The sequence below is a fragment of the Streptantibioticus silvisoli genome (assembly GCF_027947535.2).
In the GTDB taxonomy this organism is placed as follows: domain Bacteria; phylum Actinomycetota; class Actinomycetes; order Streptomycetales; family Streptomycetaceae; genus Streptantibioticus_C; species Streptantibioticus_C silvisoli.
Map to the genome: position 1 here is coordinate 16,464 of NZ_JAAGKO020000016.1, position 19,242 is coordinate 35,705.

General features: G+C 74.1%; 20 protein-coding genes and 1 pseudogene. 15 read left to right on the top strand and 6 right to left on the bottom strand.

From position 1 onward, the window contains the following. Positions 1-7: 7 nt before the first annotated feature. Together POF43_RS13080 and POF43_RS13085 are read right to left on the bottom strand one after the other, a co-directional pair. A complete protein-coding gene (locus POF43_RS13080; protein WP_271322930.1) occupies positions 8-1,030 on the bottom strand; it encodes a LacI family DNA-binding transcriptional regulator in 1,023 nt (340 codons plus the stop codon). Between the two features lie 9 nt (positions 1,031-1,039). Then, the gene (locus tag POF43_RS13085; protein ID WP_271313936.1) at positions 1,040-1,897 is read right to left on the bottom strand and encodes a response regulator transcription factor; all 858 of its coding nucleotides are present in this window, start codon (positions 1,895-1,897) and stop codon (positions 1,040-1,042) included. A gap of 346 nt (positions 1,898-2,243) precedes the next feature. Here POF43_RS13085 and POF43_RS13090 point away from each other — a divergent pair, with 346 nt between their 5' ends. From POF43_RS13090 to POF43_RS13120, 8 genes and pseudogenes are all read left to right on the top strand, one after another. Beyond that, positions 2,244-3,164: an alpha/beta hydrolase gene (locus POF43_RS13090; protein ID WP_271322931.1), complete on the top strand. Its 921-nt coding sequence runs from the start codon at positions 2,244-2,246 to the stop codon at positions 3,162-3,164. A gap of 53 nt (positions 3,165-3,217) precedes the next feature. After that, complete coding sequence (locus tag POF43_RS13095; protein WP_271322932.1) at positions 3,218-3,502, top strand: MoaD/ThiS family protein; 285 nt, start codon at positions 3,218-3,220, stop codon at positions 3,500-3,502. Positions 3,503-3,512: 10 nt separating this feature from the next. Beyond that, positions 3,513-4,649 (top strand): hypothetical protein, encoded by a 1,137-nt coding sequence (locus tag POF43_RS13100; RefSeq protein WP_271322933.1) that lies wholly within the window; start codon positions 3,513-3,515, stop codon positions 4,647-4,649. Between the two features lie 196 nt (positions 4,650-4,845). Continuing rightward, positions 4,846-5,565 (top strand): LmeA family phospholipid-binding protein, encoded by a 720-nt coding sequence (locus POF43_RS13105; RefSeq protein ID WP_271322934.1) that lies wholly within the window; start codon positions 4,846-4,848, stop codon positions 5,563-5,565. Positions 5,566-5,965: 400 nt separating this feature from the next. Next, positions 5,966-6,046, top strand: a complete 81-nt coding sequence (locus POF43_RS35135; protein ID WP_350240574.1) for a putative leader peptide — start codon at positions 5,966-5,968, stop codon at positions 6,044-6,046. Positions 6,047-6,281: 235 nt separating this feature from the next. Continuing rightward, positions 6,282-7,118 carry a sulfurtransferase gene (locus tag POF43_RS13110; RefSeq protein ID WP_271313941.1) on the top strand — a complete coding sequence of 279 codons (837 nt, stop codon included), beginning with the start codon at positions 6,282-6,284 and terminating at the stop codon, positions 7,116-7,118. A gap of 103 nt (positions 7,119-7,221) precedes the next feature. After that, positions 7,222-7,512, top strand: a complete 291-nt coding sequence (locus POF43_RS13115) for a DUF1416 domain-containing protein (RefSeq protein WP_271313942.1) — start codon at positions 7,222-7,224, stop codon at positions 7,510-7,512. Positions 7,513-7,625: 113 nt separating this feature from the next. Beyond that, a pseudogene (locus tag POF43_RS13120) lies at positions 7,626-7,865 on the top strand (DUF3099 domain-containing protein); the annotation flags it as partial. Between the two features lie 312 nt (positions 7,866-8,177). Here POF43_RS13120 and POF43_RS13125 read toward each other — a convergent pair. Further along, positions 8,178-8,540 (bottom strand): DsrE family protein, encoded by a 363-nt coding sequence (locus POF43_RS13125; RefSeq protein WP_271322935.1) that lies wholly within the window; start codon positions 8,538-8,540, stop codon positions 8,178-8,180. Positions 8,541-8,827: 287 nt separating this feature from the next. Between POF43_RS13125 and POF43_RS13130 the strand changes: the two genes are divergently transcribed. The 3 genes from POF43_RS13130 (at position 8,828) to ygfZ (ending at position 10,991) form a co-directional block, all read left to right on the top strand. Beyond that, on the top strand, positions 8,828-9,391 hold the full coding sequence (locus tag POF43_RS13130; protein ID WP_271322936.1) for a heme-binding beta-barrel domain-containing protein: 564 nt from the start codon (positions 8,828-8,830) through the stop codon (positions 9,389-9,391). 160 nt (positions 9,392-9,551) lie between these two features. After that, positions 9,552-10,013, top strand: coding sequence for a Fur family transcriptional regulator (locus POF43_RS13135; RefSeq protein WP_271316297.1), 462 nt, complete (start codon positions 9,552-9,554; stop codon positions 10,011-10,013). Between the two features lie 9 nt (positions 10,014-10,022). Then, the gene (ygfZ, locus tag POF43_RS13140; RefSeq protein WP_271316296.1) at positions 10,023-10,991 is read left to right on the top strand and encodes a CAF17-like 4Fe-4S cluster assembly/insertion protein YgfZ; all 969 of its coding nucleotides are present in this window, start codon (positions 10,023-10,025) and stop codon (positions 10,989-10,991) included. A gap of 178 nt (positions 10,992-11,169) precedes the next feature. Here ygfZ and dtd read toward each other — a convergent pair whose 3' ends face one another. Beyond that, complete coding sequence (gene dtd / locus POF43_RS13145; protein WP_271326098.1) at positions 11,170-11,595, bottom strand: D-aminoacyl-tRNA deacylase; 426 nt, start codon at positions 11,593-11,595, stop codon at positions 11,170-11,172. 316 nt (positions 11,596-11,911) lie between these two features. Here dtd and POF43_RS13150 point away from each other — a divergent pair, with 316 nt between their 5' ends. The 4 genes from POF43_RS13150 (at position 11,912) to POF43_RS13165 (ending at position 16,099) form a co-directional block, all read left to right on the top strand. Then, positions 11,912-12,472, top strand: a complete 561-nt coding sequence (locus POF43_RS13150) for an RsiG family protein (RefSeq protein WP_271325810.1) — start codon at positions 11,912-11,914, stop codon at positions 12,470-12,472. A 134-nt stretch (positions 12,473-12,606) separates the two neighbouring features. Next, complete coding sequence (locus POF43_RS13155) at positions 12,607-13,590, top strand: asparaginase (protein ID WP_271325811.1); 984 nt, start codon at positions 12,607-12,609, stop codon at positions 13,588-13,590. A gap of 344 nt (positions 13,591-13,934) precedes the next feature. Beyond that, the gene (locus tag POF43_RS13160; RefSeq protein ID WP_308217738.1) at positions 13,935-15,191 is read left to right on the top strand and encodes a GNAT family N-acetyltransferase; all 1,257 of its coding nucleotides are present in this window, start codon (positions 13,935-13,937) and stop codon (positions 15,189-15,191) included. Between the two features lie 53 nt (positions 15,192-15,244). Next, positions 15,245-16,099: an NAD(P)H-binding protein gene (locus POF43_RS13165; RefSeq protein WP_271325415.1), complete on the top strand. Its 855-nt coding sequence runs from the start codon at positions 15,245-15,247 to the stop codon at positions 16,097-16,099. 412 nt (positions 16,100-16,511) lie between these two features. Here the strand turns inward: POF43_RS13165 and POF43_RS13170 are convergent, their stop codons facing one another. Both POF43_RS13170 and POF43_RS13175 read right to left on the bottom strand, forming a co-directional pair. Beyond that, entirely contained in the window at positions 16,512-17,228 is a 717-nt protein-coding gene (locus POF43_RS13170; RefSeq protein ID WP_271325414.1) for an alpha/beta fold hydrolase, read from the bottom strand. Between the two features lie 1,340 nt (positions 17,229-18,568). After that, entirely contained in the window at positions 18,569-19,234 is a 666-nt protein-coding gene (locus POF43_RS13175) for a histidine phosphatase family protein (RefSeq protein ID WP_271325705.1), read from the bottom strand. Between the last annotated feature and the right edge of the window lie 8 nt (positions 19,235-19,242).

Below are 19,242 nucleotides of genomic sequence, written 5' to 3' on the forward strand. Positions count from 1 at the left end.
CCGGGCGTCAGCCGCAGCCGCAGGAGCGGCGGATGACCAGGCGGGAGGGGAACTGCCGCAGGCGCTCGGGGGCGACGCCGGGTTCGCGGACGCCTTCGTCGAGGACGAGGTCGACCGCGGCGCGGGCCATCGCCTGCCGGTCGGAGGCGATCGTGGTGAGCGGCGGGTCGGTCAGCCCCGCCTCCTTCACGTCGTCGAAACCGGCGACGGCCAGCTCGCCGGGCACGTCGATGCGCAGCTCACGGGCCGCCCGCAGCAGGCCGATGGCCTGGTCGTCGGTCGCGCAGACCATCGCGGTGGGCCGGTCCGGGCGGCTCAGCAGTTCCAGCGCGACCAGGTAGGCGTCGTACCGGTTGTAGGGGGCCTGGAAGAGCCGGCCCTCCAGGCTGAGGCCGGCCTCCCGCATCGCGCGGCGCCAGCCCTCGACGTGGTCGGTGACCGGGTCGCCGAGCACCGGGGTCTTCTCGGTGCCGCCGAGGCAGGCGACGTAGGCGTGGCCGTGCTCCAGCAGGTGGCGGGTGGCCAGCATGGCGCCGCCGATGTCGTCGGTGACCACCGCGACGTCGTCGATCGCCTCGGGGCGCCGGTGCAGCAGCACCACGCGGGCGTCCCAGGCGTCGATCTCGGTGGCCGCGTGCTCGCTGGGCCCCTGGCTGATGAGGATCAGCCCGGAGACCCGCATGCCCAGGAACGCCCGCAGGTAGTGCACCTCACGGCTGTCGAGGTAGTCGGAGTTGCCGACCAGCACCATCTTGCCGCGCTCGACCGCCGCCTGTTCGACCGCGTGCGCCATCTCCGCGAAGAACGGCTGCCGCGCGTCGGGCACCACCAGGCCTATGAGGTCGGTGCGGCGGCTGGCCATCGCCTGGGCCACCCGGTCCGGGCGGTAGCCGAGCTGCTTGATGGCCGCGAGCACGCGCTCACGGGTGGCCGGGGCGACCGGCCGCGGACCGTTGTTGATGACGTAACTGACAACCGCGGTCGAGGTCCCGGCCAGTCTCGCCACGTCGTCGCGCGTCACCTTGGGCACGCGGGCAGTCTACGCGTGTGCACCGCCGCTGCCGCCGGCCGTCTCACCGCCGGTGCGCGCACCGGCCGGGGCGGTCCCGGGGCGGGCCGGTCCGGGGTCCTCGCCGCGGTCCTCACCGTCCTTCTTCTCCGAGCGCCGGTCCGTGCTCTCCGCCCGCCGGCCCGAGGACTCGGCGCGCTTGTCGGACTTCTCCGGCTTCTCCGGGGTGACGAAGCGGTAGCCGACGTTGCGCACGGTGCCGATCAGCGACTCGTGCTCGGGGCCGAGCTTGGCGCGCAGCCGCCGCACGTGGACGTCCACGGTGCGGGTGCCGCCGAAGTAGTCGTAGCCCCAGACCTCCTGGAGCAGCTGGGCGCGGGTGAAGACCCGGCCCGGGTGCTGCGCCAGGTACTTCAGCAGCTCGAACTCCTTGAAGGTCAGGTCCAGCACCCGGCCCTTGAGCTTGGCGCTGTAGGTGGCCTCGTCGACCGACAGGTCGCCGTTGCGGATCTCCAGCGGGCTGTCCTCGCCGCCGATCTGCTGGCGGCCGGTGGCCAGCCGCAGCCGGGCCTCGACCTCGGCCGGCCCCGCCGTGTCGAGCAGGACGTCGTCGATGCCCCAGTCGGCGGTGACCGCCGCCAGGCCGCCCTCGGTGACCACGAGCACCAGCGGGCAGCCGGGGCCGGTGGAGCGCAGCAGCTGGCACAGGCTGCGGATCTGCGGCAGGTCGCGGCGGCCGTCGATGAGGATGACGTCGGCGCCGGGGGTGTCGACCAGTGCCGGGCCCTCGGCCGGCGCCACCCGCACGCTGTGCAGCAGCAGGCCGAGCGCGGGCAGGACTTCGGTGGAGGGTTGCAGGGCGTTGGTCAGCAGGAGAAGAGAACTCACCGGCCGCTCCCGTCAGTCGTGGGCGTATGGGTCGCGGCGGGCTCCGTCGTCCGCCGGCTCCGGTGGGTCGTGCCGATACTCGGGTTGGCTCCGGTCGTCAGGTGCGGCGACCCCTGGCTCGTGCGTTCGCTCATCCGCGAAAGTCCTCCTCGGTCCCGGCGAGGCAGTCACGCTTCGTACTCGGTGGTGCTCGTGCGTACTCGGTGGTGCTCGGTGGTACTTCGGTCTCCCGGCTCCGGTTCCTGATCGGTTCGTGCCCGTCCATGACAGGTTTCCGGCCCGGAAAGCACGAAAGGACCCGGGGGCGACAGTGCCCGAGTCCTCTTGACCTAGAAGAATAGCCGACATGGACGCTGGCTGGCAGGGCTCGCCCGGATCACCGACTGTTTCCTCGATCACGCGCGGTGGCCGGAACACCACCCGAAAGAGATCGTTTCGCCACACCTTGCTGACGACGGACGGGGTGCGGATCGCCGCCGCGCACGACGCCGCGGACCCTGCGGGGAGCGCCGGTCCCGACCTGTGCCTGGTGGTCGCGCACGGCTTCAGCGGCGCGCTGGAACGCCCCGCGGTCCGCCGCGCGGTGGGCGAGTTCCGGACGTACGGCGGCGTGGTGACGTTCTCCTTCCGCGGCCACGGCACCTCCGGCGGGCGTTCGACCGTCGGCGACCTGGAGGTGCTGGACCTGGACGCCGCGGTCGGCTGGGCGCGCCGGCTGGGGTACCGCACGGTGGCGACCGTCGGCTTCTCCATGGGCGGTTCCGTGGTGCTGCGGCACGCGGCCGGGCGCGACGGGGTCGTCGAACCGGTGGACGCGGTGGTGTCGGTGAGCGCGCCGGCCCGCTGGTACTACCGCGGCACCGCCGCCATGCGCCGGCTGAACTGGGCGGTGACCCGGCCGGCCGGGCGCCTGGTGTCGCGCTACGGGCTGCGCACGCGGATCGTCGGCCGCGACTGGGACCCGGTGCCGCCGTCGCCGGTGCAGTCGGTGCCGTTCATCGCACCGGTGCCGCTGCTGATCGTGCACGGCGACCAGGACCCGTACTTCCCGCTGGACCACCCGCTGTCGCTGGCCCGCGCGGCCGCCCCCGGCGCGGCCGACCTGTGGGTGGAACGCGGCTTCGGCCACGCGGAGAACGCCGCCGCCCCCGAGCTGCTGCGCCGGGTCGGCGACTGGGTGCGGGCCCGCACCGCCGCACCGGCCGGACCGGGCGCGTTGCCGTCCCGGCCGCCGGAGGGGTCATCATGGACCGCGCGGCGGTCCTGACGGGTCCGCGCGCCGAGCAACCGAAGGACCCAGATCTCGTGGAGGGAGCCGCCATGACGGCCGGCGGAACGGCGGAGGAGCCCGGCGGGCTGATCCGCTACTGGGCGGCGGCCAGGGCGGAGGCCGGCACCGCGCAGGAGCCGTACCGCGCGCGGACGCTGGCCGGCGCGCTGACGGCGGCCCGCGAGCGGCACGCCGACCGGCCGCGGTTCGCCCAGGTGCTGGGCGTCTGCTCCTTCCTGGTCGACGGCGAACCCGTCGGCACCCGTGACCACGCGACCGTAACGTTGGCCGAAGGCGGCACCGTCGAGGTGCTCCCGCCGTTCGCCGGAGGGTGAGCCCCACCGCATGACGACACCGACCCCGCAGCAGCCGTACCCCGGCGGCCGCCCGCACGGCACCCGGCCCCCCGAGCAGCCGCCGCAGGCCCCCGGCGCCCAGCCGCACACCTACGACGGTCAGCAGCAGGCGTACGGCGCCCAGCAGCAGGCGTACGAGGGCCAGCAGTCCTACGGGGCCCGGCCGCAGGCGTACGGCACGCAGCAGACGTACGAGGGCCGGCCGCAGGCGCAGGCGTACGACGGGCATCCGCAGGGCCACGGCGCCCGGCCGCCGGCGTACGACGGGCGCCCCCCGCAGGCTTACGGCGCGCAGGCGTACGGGCAGCCGCTGCCGCCGGCCGGGGAACAGCCCGTGCCGTCGGCGGGGGCACCCGGTCCGGCGGGGCAGGGGGCCGCGCCGGTCTCCGCGCACCGCACCGGTTCGCCGATCATCCCGCCGGGGCTCCAGCCCGCGCTGCTGACGGTGGCGCTGTCCGCGCTGACCGCGGGCGGCGCGCTGCTGGGCCGGCCGGCGCTGGCGGTGGCCGCGGTGCTGCTCCAGGCGGTGACGGCGGCCGGCTGGTTCCGGCTGAACGGCATGTGGCCGGCCCGGCAGGGCATCGCGCTGGCCTTCCTGGCCGGTGTGGTGGCCGACGTGGCGCTGCTGATCGCGCCGGCCGACCGCGGTCCCGGCGTGATCATGGGCACCCTCGGGGTGTGGATCCCGTTGATCGTGGTGCAGCAGATGCGGCACCACGGCAGTCCCGACGAGCGGCTGTCGTCCCTGACGGCGACCTCGGCCTCGACGCTGCTGGCGGTGCTGGCGGCCGGCCTGCTGGCGCAGGGCGGCCACCCGGTCGTCGTCGGCGCGGTCGCGGTCGCGGTGGCCACGCTGGTGCGCTCGGTGCGGCTGCCCGGCCCGGTGTCGGTGGTGGTGTCGCTGCTGGCGGCTGCGGCGGCCGGCTACGGCACGGTCCACCTGGCGGGCTGGCCGGTGTCCTGGACGGTGGTCGCGGCGGCGGCCGGACTGTGCGCGCTGATCGGCCTGCGGGTCGCCAGCTACGACTGGCCGTCCCGGTTCGTGCACTTCACCGCCGGTGTCGCCCTGCCGCTGGCCGTGGCCGCGCCGGTGGTGTGGACGACGGCCTGGCTGCTGGCGAAGTAGCCCGGGGCGGCCCCGGCGGCGGTCCGGCCGCGGGGGAGTTCGGTGGACGTCCGGATGCCCGCGCCGCGAGCGGATAGGCTCCCGGCGTCCGGCCGTCGCCCGCGGTGCCGACCGGGACGCGGCCGGGGACCGCGGCGGGAGCCCGCCCGCGGGCGGGGAAGACCACAGGGAACGCGACAGGGAGACGGGGGACGGCATGCGGCTGCGCTGGGTCCGGGTACTCGTGGTGCTGGTGGTCGTGCTGGCCGGGCTGTTCGTGGCCGCCGACCGGATCGCGGTCTCCTACGCGGAGCATCGCGCCGCCCAGCAGATCAAGACGTCGCAGGGGCTGTCCGCCGCGCCGTCGGTGGACATCAAGGGCTTCCCGTTCCTGACCCAGGTGCTCGGCCGGCGGCTGAACGAGGTCACGGTGACCGCCGACGGCCTGGAGGCCGCCCAGCGCACCGCGGGCGGTTCCACCCGGCTGCGGATCAGCCACCTGTCCGCCGACCTGCACGACGTGCGGCTGTCCGGCGACTTCCAGAACTTCGTCGCCGACACCGCCACCGGCTCCGCGCTGGTCAGCTACGCCGACCTGTCGGCCGCCGCACCGGTCGGCGCGACCGTGGGCTACGGCGGGACGAACGCGTCCGGGCAGGCCCAGGTCAAGGTCACCTTCGCCGTGCCGGGGATCTCGGCGCTGAAGCGCAGCGTCACCGCCGGGGTCAGCGTCACCGGCGGCGACGCCGTCCGGCTGAAGGCGGGCAGCATCCCGAAGACCGGCATCCCCTACCTCGACGACCTGATCGCCAGCAAGGCCGACTTCACCAGCACGCTGTACGGCCTGCCGTCCGGCATCACCCTCGCGTCGGTCCGGACCACGTCGGCCGGCATGGTGTTCACCCTGACCGGGCACCACGTGAGCCTCAACAACTGATCCGGAGACGGTTTCCCGGGGTCCGCGGCGAGTGCTTCCCGGGGGGTCTTCGGCGGCAGCCTCCGGAGTGTGCGGCGGGCAGCTCCACGGATCGCGGCGGGCGGCCTCCGGGATCGCGCGGGCGGCCTGCGGTGGCCGCGGCGGCCGGCGGGCCGGGTTCTCCGCCGGGCCGTTCGCCGCGTTCCACCGCCGCGTTCCGGGGGTTTTCGCAGGTCAGGGCGGTCGCGTCCGGAGGGTGAGACGTCGGTGTCCACCGCTGCGGCCGTTGTGACCGGACAGCGCCCGCCCCGCGCCCCTCCCACCAGCGCCGGTGATCGGGCCGTCCGCCATTCGGGCAGTCGTGTCTCAAATCCTGACACACCGGTGACACCCGGGCCGATGCTTCCTTACGATCGGGTACATGAAGCGACAGGCGGATCTCACGAAGCGGCGGGCAGTCGATCTGTGCCGCGTGGCCGCCATGCTCTGTCGCACGTCCTGAAGGAGCGGCTTCCCGGCCCCCGCAGGACCGCGCGCCCGTCGCGCCGTCCACGTTCTCCAAGGGGTTCCGGGGTTCCCCGGGTCCGCGAGGCTCCCGGCCCGTCCGGCCGGGGCGCGTCCCGCGACCGGCCGCCGCCCCTCCTTCTTTCCGGCACAGCGCGCCACCGCGCCCTGCCCGTGCGTGTGACCGCGTGCCCGCTCCACTCGCCGAAACTGCCCCGGAGGAGAGACACCACATGAGCCGCAGCGACGTACTGGTCGATGCCGACTGGGTCCAGGCCCACATCGACGACCCGAAGGTCGTCATCGTCGAGGTCGACGAGGACACGTCGGCGTACGAGAAGAACCACATCACGAACGCCGTCCGCATCGACTGGAAGCGCGACCTGCAGGACCCGGTCCGCCGCGACTTCGTCGACCAGGCCGGCTTCGAGAAGCTGCTGTCGGGCAAGGGCATCGCCAACGACGACACGGTCGTGCTCTACGGCGGCAACAACAACTGGTTCGCGGCCTACGCGTACTGGTACTTCAAGCTCTACGGCCACCGCGACGTCCGCCTGCTCGACGGCGGCCGCAAGAAGTGGGAGCTGGACTCGCGCGACCTGGTCGAGGCGGTGCCCACGCGCGCCGAGACCCAGTACACCGCGCAGGCCCAGGACACCTCGATCCGTGCCTTCCGCGACGACGCCGTCAAGGCGATCGGCTCGCTCAACCTGGTCGACGTGCGCTCCCCCGACGAGTTCAGCGGCAAGCTGCTCGCCCCGGCCCACCTGCCGCAGGAGCAGTCGCAGCGGCCCGGCCACATCCCGACCGCGCGCAACATCCCGTGGTCGAAGTCGGCCAACGACGACGGCACCTTCCGCTCCGACGACGAGCTGAAGGAGATCTACGAGACGGCCGGCGTCGACCTGTCGAAGGACACCGTCGCCTACTGCCGCATCGGTGAGCGCAGCGCCCACACCTGGTTCGTGCTGCACGAGCTGCTGGGCCAGCAGAACGTCAAGAACTACGACGGTTCCTGGACCGAGTACGGCTCGCTGGTCGGCGTGCCGATCGAGCTGGGCGCCAACTGACGCGTACCCCTCGCGTCACCGGCCGGGACCGTGCCGCGCGGCACGGTCCCGGGCACCGACCCGCGGGGCTCGGCCCCCGACCTTCAAGGCTTAAGGAAGAAACATGTGTGGAGCGAAGGCCGGCGGCCCCGAACTCGCGGGCGTCGACGTGGCGAGCGAAACGATCATCCAGGGTTCCCTGACCCGCGACGGTGAGCCGGTCTCCGGCTACGTGCGGCTGCTCGACGGCGGCGGCGAGTTCACCGCCGAGGTCCCCACCTCGGCGACCGGCCAGTTCCGGTTCTTCGCCGCTCCCGGCACCTGGACGCTGCGCGCGCTGGTGCCCGGCAGCACGGTCGACCGCACCGTCGTCGCCCAGCGCGGCTCGGCGGCGGACGTCGCGATCGCGGTGTGACGCACGGCGTACGGGCCGCGCACGGGCCCGTACGGTCAGCCGGACAGGGCCGCACCCCACCGCTCGGGGCGCGGCCCTCGCCGTAGGCGTCGCGGAGTCGTACCGTTGACGACATGTACACGCGGCGCAAGCACCGGTACATCGCCATGATGATCGTCTGCGTGACGTTGTTCGTCCTGGCCTGGGGGGTCGTACGGATCTGGTCCGTGCCGGCCGCCGTCGGCATGTGCGTCGTGGCGATGGTCATCCCGCCGGTGGCCGCCATCGTCGCCAACCGCCGCGGCCCGGACGACTACTGGTGGGACGAGCCGCACGACGCCTGGCTCGACGACGAGCCCAAGGACGACTCCTGGCGCCACGACGAGCGCAGCGCCCTGGACCGGGCGGAGAAACGCCGCTCCGAGGAGCGCCGCCGGGCCGATGAGCTGCGCGCCGATGAGCGCCGCCGGGCCGAGGAACGCTACCGCGACCACCCCTACCGTCCGGGCGACGATTCGGGTTCGGGTTCCTGAAGGCCGGCGCGGGCCGTTCGCCGACCGGCAGCGCGGCCGTTGCCGGTGACGGCCCGTCGGGCGCCGCCGGGAGGCCGTCCGCTCTCACCGCAACGCCGTCCGCCGCACGCCGCCTCCTGGACGCCGTCCCTTCGCGCCTCGCCGGAGCGGTCGTCAGTACACCAGCGCCTGGGCGCCGTCGGCCATCGCCTCCTGGACGAAGACCTGCGCGCCGGCGATGCGGACCCCCGGCAGCACGTCGTCGCCGGTGATCTCGCGCCGGGCGGCGCACTGGGTGCACAGGGTGAGGGTGCCGCCGGCCAGGATCGCGTCGATGAGGTCGGCGAGCGGCGCGGAGTGCGGCAGGTCGAACTGCGCCGCCCGCCCCGGCAGCGCGAACCACGCGCTCTCACCGGTCAGCCACAACGACACCTCGACCCCGCTGGCCACGGCGACCGCGGCCACCGTGAACGCCTGCGAACACCGCTCGGGCGCGTCGGCCCCCGCCGTCACCTTGATCACCAGCCGCTTCGTCACGCGGTCAGCGTACGCCGCGCGGGGCACCGCCCCCGCCGCGTTCCGGCGCCGGCCGGCGGATCGCGGGCCGGTGCGGCGGGCCCCACGCGGCCCGGGCCCGACTGCCCGCCCGGCCGGGCGGCGCACTAGACTCGGTGCTGGTCCGAGGTCCATCGCCTACCGTCCGCTGAGGAGCACCGACGTGCTTGAGGATTTTTTCACCACCCTGCTGGTGCTGGTCGCCATCGCGGTCCTGGCCTTCACCGGGCTGTCCGTGAAGAAGCTCTTCCAGGGCCAGCGCTGACCTCATGATCGAGATCCCCTCCGACCTCCACCCGGACCTGCTCCCGATCGCCTTCCTGCTGGGCAACTGGCAGGGCGCCGGCGTGTTCGACTTCCCCGGCGCCGAGAAGTGCAACTTCGGCCAGGAGGTCACCTTCACCCACGACGGCCGCCCGTTCCTGGAGTACGCCTCGCACTCCTGGGTCCTGGACGCCGACGGCAAGAAGACGGCGCCCCTGGAGACCGAGAGCGGCTACTGGCGGATCGACGGCGACCGCAAGATCGAGATCGCGATGGCCCGCGACGGCGGCGTCATCGAGATCTGGTACGGCCAGCTGGCCGCGGGCAAGCCGCAGATCGACCTGGTCACCGACGCGGTGGCCCGGCTCGGCTCGGCGGAGCCGTACTCCGGCGGCAAGCGGCTGTACGGCTACGTCAAGAGCGACCTGATGTGGGTCGGCGAGAAGTCGACGCCCGAGGTCGAACTGCGCCCGTACATGTCGGCCCACCTGAAGAAGGTCGTCGACCCGAGCGAGTGGGCCAAGGACCTCACGGACCTCCCGGACGACGGAATCGCCTTTTTCAAGTAGACCGGCACCCGGCCCCTCGGCGCTCCGGACGCCCGCCCCCGGACCCCGTCCCGCCGCTTCCGGGCCCGGACCCCGGCCTCCCCGCCCCGCCGCCCGCGCGACGGTGATCGCCCCGCCGCTTCCGCGACGGCGGGGCGGCCGCGTTCCCTACACTTGACCCGTGGTGACCACCGAGTGGCAGAAGGACCTGCGTGAGCGCGGTTACCGGCTGACGCCGCAGCGACAGCTGGTGCTGGAGGCTGTGGAGACGCTGGGGCACGCCACCCCGGACGCCATCCTGGGCGAGGTGCGCCGCACCGCCAGCGGGGTCAACGTCTCCACCGTCTACCGGACGCTGGAGCTGCTGGAGGAACTCGGCCTGGTCAGCCACGCCCACCTCGGGCACGGCTCGCCCACCTACCACCTCGCCGACCGCCACCACCACATCCACCTGGTCTGCCGGGACTGCGACAAGGTGCTGGAGGCCGACGTGACGGTGGCCGGCCCGTTCGCCGACCGGCTGCGCGCCGACTTCGGGTTCGAGACCGACGTGCGGCACTTCGCGATCTACGGCCGCTGCGCCGACTGCGCCCGCGAAGCCGGCGACGGCACGCCCGGCCCGCCGGGGGAATCCGGGTCGTAGGCTTGGGCCATGACGAAGAGTCCCCTGCTCTCGCTGCCCGGCGCGGTGGCCGCCGAAGCCCCCGACGAGGGCGTCGCCGCCCACTACGGTGACCTGTTCCGCGAGCAACGTGCCCTGGCGGCCGGCGACGGGGTGGTCGACCTGTCGCACCGCGGCGTCATCACCGTCACCGGCTCCGACCGGCTCAGCTGGCTGCACCTGCTGCTCACCCAGCACGTCAGCGACCTGCCGCCCGGCCGGGCCACCGAGGCGCTCGTGCTGTCGGCCCACGGTCACATCGAGCACGCCCTCTACCTGGTCGACGACGGCACCACCACCTGGATCCACGTCGAGCCGGGCACCCAGGGCGGGCTGCTGGCCTACCTGGAGAGCATGAAGTTCTACTACCGGGTCGAGGTCGCCGACGCCACCGGCACGCACGCCGTCGTCCACCTGCCGGCCGGTTCGATCGCCGAGGTGCCGGCCGGCTCCACGGTGCGCGAGACCGCGGCCGGCCGGGACGTCTTCCTGCCCCGGGAACGGCTGGCGGACGTCTTCGCCGCCGCGGGCCGGCCGATCGGCGTGCTGGCGCTGGAGGCGCTGCGGATCGAGGCGCACCGGCCCCGGTTCGGCCTGGAGACCGACCACCGCACCATTCCGCACGAACTGGGCTGGCTGGAGTCGGCCGTCCACCTGGACAAGGGCTGCTACCGCGGCCAGGAGACCGTCGCCCGGGTGCGCAACCTGGGCCGGCCGCCGCGCCGCCTGGTCTTCCTGCACCTCGACGGCTCCGACGTCTCGCTGCCCGGCCACGGCACCCCGGTCCGGCTCGCCGGCGACGGCCCGGACAGCCGCCCGGCCGGCACCGTGACCTCCTCCGCCCGGCACTTCGAGCTGGGCCCGATCGCGCTGGCCGTCATCAAGCGCAACACCCCCTCCGACGCCCTCCTGCTGGCCGGCACGGTCCCGGCCAACCAGGAGGTCGTCGTCGAGGCGTGAGGGGGTGGCCTGCGGTGCGGCGTGGGGCTTACGGGGTGGGGTGAGGCGTCGGCGTGCGGCGTGCGGGGTGGCGTCAGGCGTGCGGCGTCGCCACGCGGGCGGCGTGAGGCGTGCGGCGTTGACGTGAAGCGTCGGCGTGAGGCGTGCGGCGAGGCGTGCGGGGCCGGCGTGCGCGGGGTCAGACCTCCACGATGACGGTGAACGGACCGTCGTTGACCAGCGAGACCTTCATGTCGGCGCCGAACCGGCCGGTCTCCACGTGTGCGCCGAGGTCCCGCAGCCGGGCGACCACCTCGTCGACCAGCGGTTCGGCGACGTCGCCCGGCGCCGCCGCGTTCCAGGTGGGACGGCGGCCCTTGCGCGGGTCGCCGTACAGCGTGAACTGGCTGATGACCAGCAGGGGCGCGTCGATGTCGGAGCAGGACCGCTCGTCCGGCAGGATGCGCAGCGACCACAGTTTCCGTGCCAGCAGCCCGGCCTTGGCGGAGGTGTCGTCGTGGGTGACGCCGACCAGGACGCACAGTCCCGGTCCGGTGATCCTGCCGACGGTCTCGCCGCCGACGGTCACGGCTGCTTCGGTCACCCGCTGGGCTACGGCTCGCATGGCCACCATTGTGCCCGGTGCGCCATGCCCGCCCGGCCCGCGGCGGACACCACCCGCAGGGGTGAATCCGGCCGCCGCGCGCCCCCGCGCGTGCGCCCGGTAGGGGAAGCCGAACTCAAGAGAGCCGGGGCCGTTCGGGTGCAGAGTCGCTGCGCGGTGTCCCCGGGCAGTGGCACGATCTGTTGCGAGGAAGTCGCCCGGTGCCGCCGCATCCGCCCGGCCCCGCCCCCGCCCACGGCCCGCCCCGGGCCCCGACCCGCCGAACCGCAAGCCGGCGACCGTAGCGGCTGACCCAGCCCGGACCGAGGAAGGCCCCATGTTGCAGGCCGACGCAGTCAATCCCCGCACGCCGCGGCCGCGCGCCCCGCACGCGGCCGCCCTCGACGGTGCCCCGGACGAGACCCTGGCCGCCGCCGCCCTGCCCGACCTGCGGGTCTGGCGCCGCGAGGCCCAGCAGGAGGAGGCCGAACTGTCCTACCTGCGGCGGTTGCTCCAGGGCCGGATCGACATCCTGCGCGCCGAACTCGCCACCCGCAGCGCCCCGGAGAGCCCGGTGCTCGACCGGCTGCCGGAGATCCTCACCGACGGCCCGCCGCAGTTCCGCTCCTCCGCCCGGCATGTGACGTTGGGCACTCCGACCAGCGAGAAGTACCGAGAACTGGCCGACGAGATGCTCGGCGACGTCGAACTGTCCGACCTCGGAGCCCGTACCGACGGCGAACTGCGGTCCGCCATGGCCCTGTTGGTCCGCCACGAGCAGGAGGTCTCGCGGCGCAGGCGGGCGCTCCAGGCCACGGTGGACGGGTGCAGCGGCGAGATCACCCGCAGGTACCGTGAGGGTGAAGCGCACATCGACGACCTGCTGTCCGGCGGCTGACCGGGCGCGGCGCCCGGGAACCCGGGCCGCCGGCCGCCCGGCGGGGCCGGCGGCGGCACCGCTTCAGCGACCCGGCGACCGCGGGGGCCCGTCGCGCCACCCCCGGCGCACCACCCGACCCCGGAAGGCCGATGATGACCTCCACCGCCGCGCCCATACCCGCCGCCGACCCCGCCACCGCGCCGCCGGTGCTCGCCGAGGTCGTCAGGTCCGGCTTCACCGAGGGACGGCATCGCGGCGCGCTGGTCATCCTCGGCGCGGACGGCACCGTGGAGTTCTCGCTCGGCGACGTGACCTCCCAGCTCTTCCCGCGCTCCAGCAACAAGCCGATGCAGGCCGACGCCATGCTGCGGGCCGGCCTCGCCCTGGAGGGCCCGCTGCTCGCGCTGGCCGCGGCCAGCCACTCCGGCGAAACGTTCCACCTGGCCGGCGTCCGGCAGATCCTCGCCGACTCCGGCGTTCCGGAGTCCGCGCTGCGCACCCCGCCCGACCTGCCGCTGGACCGCGAGGCGGCCGACGCCTGGCTGCGGGCCGGCGGCGGTCCGCAGCCGGTGCTGATGAACTGCTCCGGCAAGCACGCCGCGATGCTCGCCGTCTGCACCGCCAACGGCTGGCCGCTGGACAGCTACCTCGACCCCGGCCACCCGCTCCAGCGGCTCGTGCTGGACGTCGTCACCGAGATGGGCGGCGAGCCGGTCGCCCACCTCGGCACCGACGGCTGCGGCGCGCCGCTGATGTCGCTGAGCCTGACCGCGCTGGCCGGCGCCTTCCGCTCCTACGTGCTGGCGCCGCAGGGCAGCACCGCCCGCAAGGTCGCCGACGCGATGCGCGCCCACCCCGAGTACGTGGCCGGCACCCGCCGCCACGACACCTGGCTCATGCGGGAGCTGCCCGGCGTGCTGTCCAAGGTCGGCGCGGAGGCCGTGCAGGCGGTCGCGCTGCCGGACGGGCGGGCGCTGGCGTTCAAGATCGAGGACGGCGCCACCCGCGCGGTCGGCCCGGTACTGGCCCGCGCCCTGGAACGCCTCGGCCTCGACGACCGCGTCCTGCGGAAGATCGGCGACTCCCCGCTGCTCGGCGCCGGCGTGAAGGTCGGCGAGGTCCGCGCGGCGTTCTGACACGCGGTTCTCGCGTTCGGCGGAGGGGGTCTTCGGCGGAGGGGGCCTTCGGCGGTGAGGGCGTTCGGCGGTGAGGGTCTTCGGCGGTGAGGGCCTTCGGCGTTCGGCGGTGAGGGTCTTCGGCGGTGGGCGGAGGGGGCCTTCGGCGGTGAGGTCTTCAGTGGCTGGCGGGAGCCTTCAGTGGCTGGCCGGAGCCTTCGGCGGTGGGTCGGAGGCTTCACCCCCGGAGCGTGGTCGGCGGGGCCGTGGCGGAACCGTGGTGGGGCCGGCCGGTTCGGACGTGGCCGGGGCGGGGAAAATGTGGTGCCCGGGGGCGCCCGGGCGCCTAGCCTGCCGCCATGCCGATGAGTTCCGAAGCCGAGATCCGTTACATCACCGCTGCCGAGGCCCCCGAGTTCGTCGCGGGAGTGAACCGCGGCTTCCTCCGCTCGGGCCCGTACACCGACGAGCAGGCGCTCGACGCGGCACGGAACATGCTGATCGAACCGGAACGCACTCTCGCCGCCTTCGACGGCCGCCGGATCGTCGGCACGTTCCGCTCGATCCCGCGCGAGATGACCGTGCCGGGCGGCGCCACGCTGCCCGCCAGCGGGGTGACGGGGGTGACCGTCACCGCGACGCACCGGCGGCGCGGCCTGCTCACCCGGATGATGGACATCGAACTCGCCGCCGCCGTCGGCCGCGGCGAGCCGGTCGCCATCCTGATCGCCGCCGAATACCGGATCTACGGGCGCTACGGCTTCGGCCCGGCCGCCGGCACCACCCAGTGGTCGGTGGACATCGCCCGCGCCAGGACGCCGGCTCCGCGGCCGGCCGACGGCAGCCGGATCGACCTGGTCACCCCGGCGGAGGTCCGCGCGGTCGGACCGGAGCTGTTCGACCGCGTGCGGCGCGCGACCCCCGGTGCCAACGCCCGTACCGAGACCTGGTGGCGCTCGTTCACCGGCGACCTGCCCGACCCGGGCGGGACCTGGCGCGAGCCGTTCTTCGCCGTCTACCGCGACGCCTCCGGCCGGGTCGACGGGCTGCTGACCTACACGGTCGACGACAGCGCGTGGGCGGGCAAGATGCCCGACAACACCCTCACCGTCGACCGGGGCGACTTCGCCACCCCGCAGGCCGAGACCGCGCTGTGGCGGTACGCGCTGTCCATGGACTGGCTGTGGCGGCTGCGGACCGGGCTGCGCGCCTGCGACGACGTGCTGCCGCTGCTGCTCGGCGACCCGCGCGCCGCCACCGTCGACTCCCAGACCGACTACATGTGGCTGCGCGTGCTCGACGTGCCCACCACGCTGGCGGCCCGCACCTACAACACGACCGGCTCGCTGGTGCTGCGGCTGCGCGACCCCGCCGGGTACGCGGACGGCACGTTCCGGCTCGACGCCTCACCGGAACCCGGCGGCAGCACGGCCACCGCCACCACCGAGGACGCCGATCTGGCCATGGACATCGCCGAGTTGGGCACCCTCTACCTCGGAGACGAGTCGGCGGTGCGGCTGGCCGCCCTGGGCAGGGTGACCGAACTGCGCCCCGGCGCCGCCGCCCGCGCCGACCTCCTGCTGCGTACCTCGCGCCGGCCCTGGTGCCCGGACACGTTCTGACCCGTGGCGGGGGTGGGCGCGTCATCTGACGCACCGTGAGAAAGGCATCGCCCGTGATCGTCGTCACCGGAGCCAGCGGACATGTGGGCCGCGCACTCGTCGACCAGCTCCTCGCCCAGGGCGCACCGGTACGGGCCGTGACCCGCGATCCGGACAAGGCCGGGCTGCCGGCCGCCGCCGGCACCTACCGCGCCGACCTGGCCGCCGACGACCCCGGGCCGCTGTTCGACGGCGCCGACGCCCTCTTCGTCAACCTGGCGGCCGGCGGCGCCCCGACCTGCGTCCGGCTGGTCGAGGCCGCCGCGGCGGCCGGCGTCCCGCGCGCGGTGCTGCTGTCGTCGGCCGGCGTCACCGGCACCGCCGAGGACGCGGACAACGCCATCGCCCACATGCACTCCGTCGTCGAGCAGGCCGTCGTCGCCTCCGGGATGCGGTGGACCTTCGTGCGCGGCGGGATGTTCGCCACCAACACCCTCGACTGGGCCGGGCAGATCCACGCCTCAGGAGCGGTCCGCGGCCCCAACGCCACCTCCGTGTCGGCCCCCGTGCACCAGGACGACCTCGCCGCGGTCGCCGCCGCAGCCCTGCTCGACGACACCGGCACGCACGACGGCGCCGTCCACCACGTCACCGGCCCCGAGGCGCTGACACCGCCGCAGATGCTCGACATCATCGGCCACGCCATCGGCCGCCACCTGCGGTACGTCGAACTCACCCGCCCCGAGGCACTGGCCGCCATGACCGCCAACGGCGTCCCGGAACCCGTCGCCGACGCGATCCTCGACTGGTCCAACGCCGACCCCGCCCGCACCGGAGTGGTCTCCGACGCCGTCAAGAACGTCACCGGCCGCCCCGCCCGCACCTTCGAACGCTGGGTGACGGACAACGTCGAGGCGTTCCGCCGGTAGTCGGTAGTCGGTAGCCGGTAGGGGAGTCGCGGGGGCAACGTTTCTTTGACGGAGGGCTGTTGGGGCCGGCGCGGTCAACGGGTCTCGGGCGGACGGCGGTTGAGGCGGAGGGAGTCAACGGGCTTCGGGCGGAGACGGGTTGGGATGGGCGTGGTCAACGGGCTTCAGGTGAACACGGGTTGGAACGGGCGCGGTCAACGGGCTCTGGGCGAAGGCTGGTTGAGACGACCGTGGGCAACGGCGCAAGCCTGCAAGCCGGTTGGGGCTGACGCATTCAACGGCATTGTGGCCAGCGCCGGTTGAGGTGACCGGAGTCATCGGACGTGCCATCGGGGCAAGTTGGAGCGATGGGCCGCAACGGGCTGCATACGGTACCGAGTTGACGTCGCCCGACGACCGCGCGGTCCGAACGTCAGACGCCGTGGCCGCCCGTTGCCGGGCCCGGCGCGCCGCCGGGCAGGAACCCGTCGAGCGTGGCCGCGAACTCCATCGGTCTGGCGGCGTGTATCTCATGACCGCAGGGGATCGTCACCAGGCACCCGCGACTGAGCCGGCGCGCCATCGCGGCTATCTGGTCCTGCGGAACGTGGCTGCGCAGACCGCCGCCCAGCAGCAACGCCGGTGCGGTGATCGCGTCCAGCCCCGCCTGCCAGTCCTCCGCCGGGTCGGCCAGTTGCGCGTGCAGCGGCGCCACCACGTCCCAGTCGAAGCCCGGCACCCCGTCCGGCCGCTCCGGCACCGCCCGCTCCCGGGCCACCGGCGGCGGAACGTCCTCCAGCACCAGCCGCTCCACCCGTTCGGGATGCTCGGACGCGTACAGGTACGCCACCACCCCGCCCATCGAGTGCCCGACCAGCGAGACCCGTTCCAGCTCCAGCGCCTTCAGCATCGCGCCGAGATCGTCGCGCATCAGCTCGAACGAGTACCTCCCCGGCCGGTCGCTGTCGCCATGACCCCGCAGGTCGGGCGCGTACACCCGGCGATGGCGGCCGAGCTCGCCGGCCACCGCGTCCCAGTCGGCTCCGCTCTTGCCGAGCCCGTGCAGCAGCACCACCGCGGCCCCGTCGGGGTTCCCCGACACCCGGCAGGCCAACCGGACTTCACCGGCGTCGACCATCCGCACGTCCATGCGGGCGAAGCTACCAACGCGACCGGGCCCCTGCCACAGCCCGATTCACCGTCCCAAGCCGATATCCGCAGGTCGGACTGGGCCTTCCCGGTCCACCCCATCCGGAATTGGGCAAGATTTTGGTGCACACGGACACGATCCAGACCCACACCGGACCAACCCCACCCGCCCTTTTCCCCTCCGGGGCCCGCCGGCCCCTCTCCCTCCGGGAGACGCCAGCGCTTTTCGCTCCGGGGGGATGCCGACGTTTTTCGCACCGGGGGATGCCGACCGTCCGGGAGGTTGCGGGCGGTGCGGTGTGTCGGGGGTGCGGGGAGGAGGCAGGCAAGGGCGGGGCAGGGGCAAGAGGTGGGGTGGTGGTTGGCGGTGCGGTGACTTGGGCGGTGCGGTGTCGCGTGCGCACGGTGCGGTGACTTGAGCGGCGCGGCGGTCGGCGGGGCGATGGGGCTGGGGGGCTGAGGGGCTCGGACGGTGGGGGCGGTGGAACGCGGCGCGGTTGGGCGCGGCGCCGGCGCGGTCGGGTGTGGTGTGGTGCGCTGGCGGTGTGGTGCTTTGGGGCGCGGTGGTTTGCGGGCAGGGCGGTGCCTTGCCTCGGGCGCCGGGGCGTGAGCGCCCGTGCGGTGCTTCGGTCAGCGCGGTGGCTGGCGCCTACCACCGCGCAGACGTCGAGCCTTCGCACCGGTGCCCAGGACGTTCCCGTCGCAGGGCAGCCTTCGCCCCGCGTCCGGGTACGGCCTCGTCCTCAGCAGCCGCACCGTCCCCGCCGCGTCGCATCGCATCGCGCCGCGCTAGGCGGCCTTGATGATGCCCTCCATATGACTCCTCTCCGTAGGTTCCCGACTGCCCGTACCTGACCCGGCCGTTCCCGACCTGCCTTGACTCCGCCCGTTCCCGTTCCCCTTCCCGTCCCCATCGCCGTCCCCGTTCCCATCCGCGTCCCGGCCTGCCCGGTCCCGCAACCGGCCACCGCAGCACCGGGGCCCGATATGTAATCTCCGGCCGCTACGGCAGCGCACGCATCCGGTGAGATGCCGGCCGCCAAGCCGTTTCGTGCGCAGCGCCGACAGCGCCGGCAGCTCCTCACCGCCGCCTTACCGATCCTCCGGCGTCGGCGGCCGACCGCCGTCAGACCCTCTCTCCCCGGCGCCCGCCAAACCGCGCCGCCCAGCACCCCCAACACCCTCAGCGCCCACGGGAAACCCGGGCCCCTCAGCACTGAGCCCAGCAACGCCGCCAGCCACGCCGTGTAGGGGCGCGGCAGTGGCTCCCGGCCTGCCGCGCCCCCCGTGACCTTCGCCGTGGTGGACGTCATAACCGCACCGTAGGTCGGCCCACTGACATCAGTCGGAGACCGGCGTGGGGCCCGCGAAGCCGTCCGGCTCAGGGCGAAGCTCCGGTGGGAATCCGGTCCACCGCAGGTCAGGGGGCAAATGGGCCATGTCGTTGAAGATCATGACCGAGGCCGGGGTGCCCGGCGCGTACCGGATCACCGTCAACGCGGCGTTGCAGTGGTTCACCCCGAGCCACCGCCAGTCGGGCGCGTCGAGGGCGGCGCGGACCAGCCAGCCGATGAGGAAGTTGTGGGTGACGAGGAGCTCGTGGCGCGGCTGATCCCCGTCCACCGGACCGGTGAACCCGCGCAGCGCGGCCCGGGCCAGCGCCGGCCCCCGCTCGCGTTCCTCGGTGGAGGTCAGGCTGACGAAGCGGGTCAGCGTCTCCACCGAGTCGGCGGGCAGCTCGCCGGGCCGGGGGACGTACGGCACGTAGTCGCCCGCCTCGGCGGACTCGTGGACCGTGCCGGTGAACCGGTCGCCGAGTGCTCCGATGATCAGTTCCGCGGTTCGGCGGGCCCGGGGGAGCGGTCCGTGGTGGACCGCGGCCAGCGGGACGCCCCGCAGCCGTTCACCCAGAAGGATCGCCTGGCGCTCGCCGTTCGCGGTCAGCACTCCCGCGCGGGACGCCTCGCCGTGCCGGGTGACGTAGAGGTGCCGGAAGGCCCGGGACATGCGCGCTC

Coding starts and splice junctions, on each gene's coding strand:
- POF43_RS13090 (WP_271322931.1), top strand. CDS start 2,244: ATGGACGCTGGCTGGCAGGGCTCGCCCGGATCACCGACTGTTTCCTCG.
- POF43_RS13095 (WP_271322932.1), top strand. CDS start 3,218: ATGACGGCCGGCGGAACGGCGGAGGAGCCCGGCGGGCTGATCCGCTAC.
- POF43_RS13100 (WP_271322933.1), top strand. CDS start 3,513: ATGACGACACCGACCCCGCAGCAGCCGTACCCCGGCGGCCGCCCGCAC.
- POF43_RS13105 (WP_271322934.1), top strand. CDS start 4,846: ATGCGGCTGCGCTGGGTCCGGGTACTCGTGGTGCTGGTGGTCGTGCTG.
- POF43_RS35135 (WP_350240574.1), top strand. CDS start 5,966: ATGAAGCGACAGGCGGATCTCACGAAGCGGCGGGCAGTCGATCTGTGC.
- POF43_RS13110 (WP_271313941.1), top strand. CDS start 6,282: ATGAGCCGCAGCGACGTACTGGTCGATGCCGACTGGGTCCAGGCCCAC.
- POF43_RS13115 (WP_271313942.1), top strand. CDS start 7,222: ATGTGTGGAGCGAAGGCCGGCGGCCCCGAACTCGCGGGCGTCGACGTG.
- POF43_RS13130 (WP_271322936.1), top strand. CDS start 8,828: ATGATCGAGATCCCCTCCGACCTCCACCCGGACCTGCTCCCGATCGCC.
- ygfZ (WP_271316296.1), top strand. CDS start 10,023: ATGACGAAGAGTCCCCTGCTCTCGCTGCCCGGCGCGGTGGCCGCCGAA.
- dtd (WP_271326098.1), bottom strand. CDS start 11,595: ATGCGAGCCGTAGCCCAGCGGGTGACCGAAGCAGCCGTGACCGTCGGC.
- POF43_RS13150 (WP_271325810.1), top strand. CDS start 11,912: ATGTTGCAGGCCGACGCAGTCAATCCCCGCACGCCGCGGCCGCGCGCC.
- POF43_RS13155 (WP_271325811.1), top strand. CDS start 12,607: ATGACCTCCACCGCCGCGCCCATACCCGCCGCCGACCCCGCCACCGCG.
- POF43_RS13160 (WP_308217738.1), top strand. CDS start 13,935: ATGAGTTCCGAAGCCGAGATCCGTTACATCACCGCTGCCGAGGCCCCC.
- POF43_RS13170 (WP_271325414.1), bottom strand. CDS start 17,228: ATGGACGTGCGGATGGTCGACGCCGGTGAAGTCCGGTTGGCCTGCCGG.
- POF43_RS13175 (WP_271325705.1), bottom strand. CDS start 19,234: ATGTCCCGGGCCTTCCGGCACCTCTACGTCACCCGGCACGGCGAGGCG.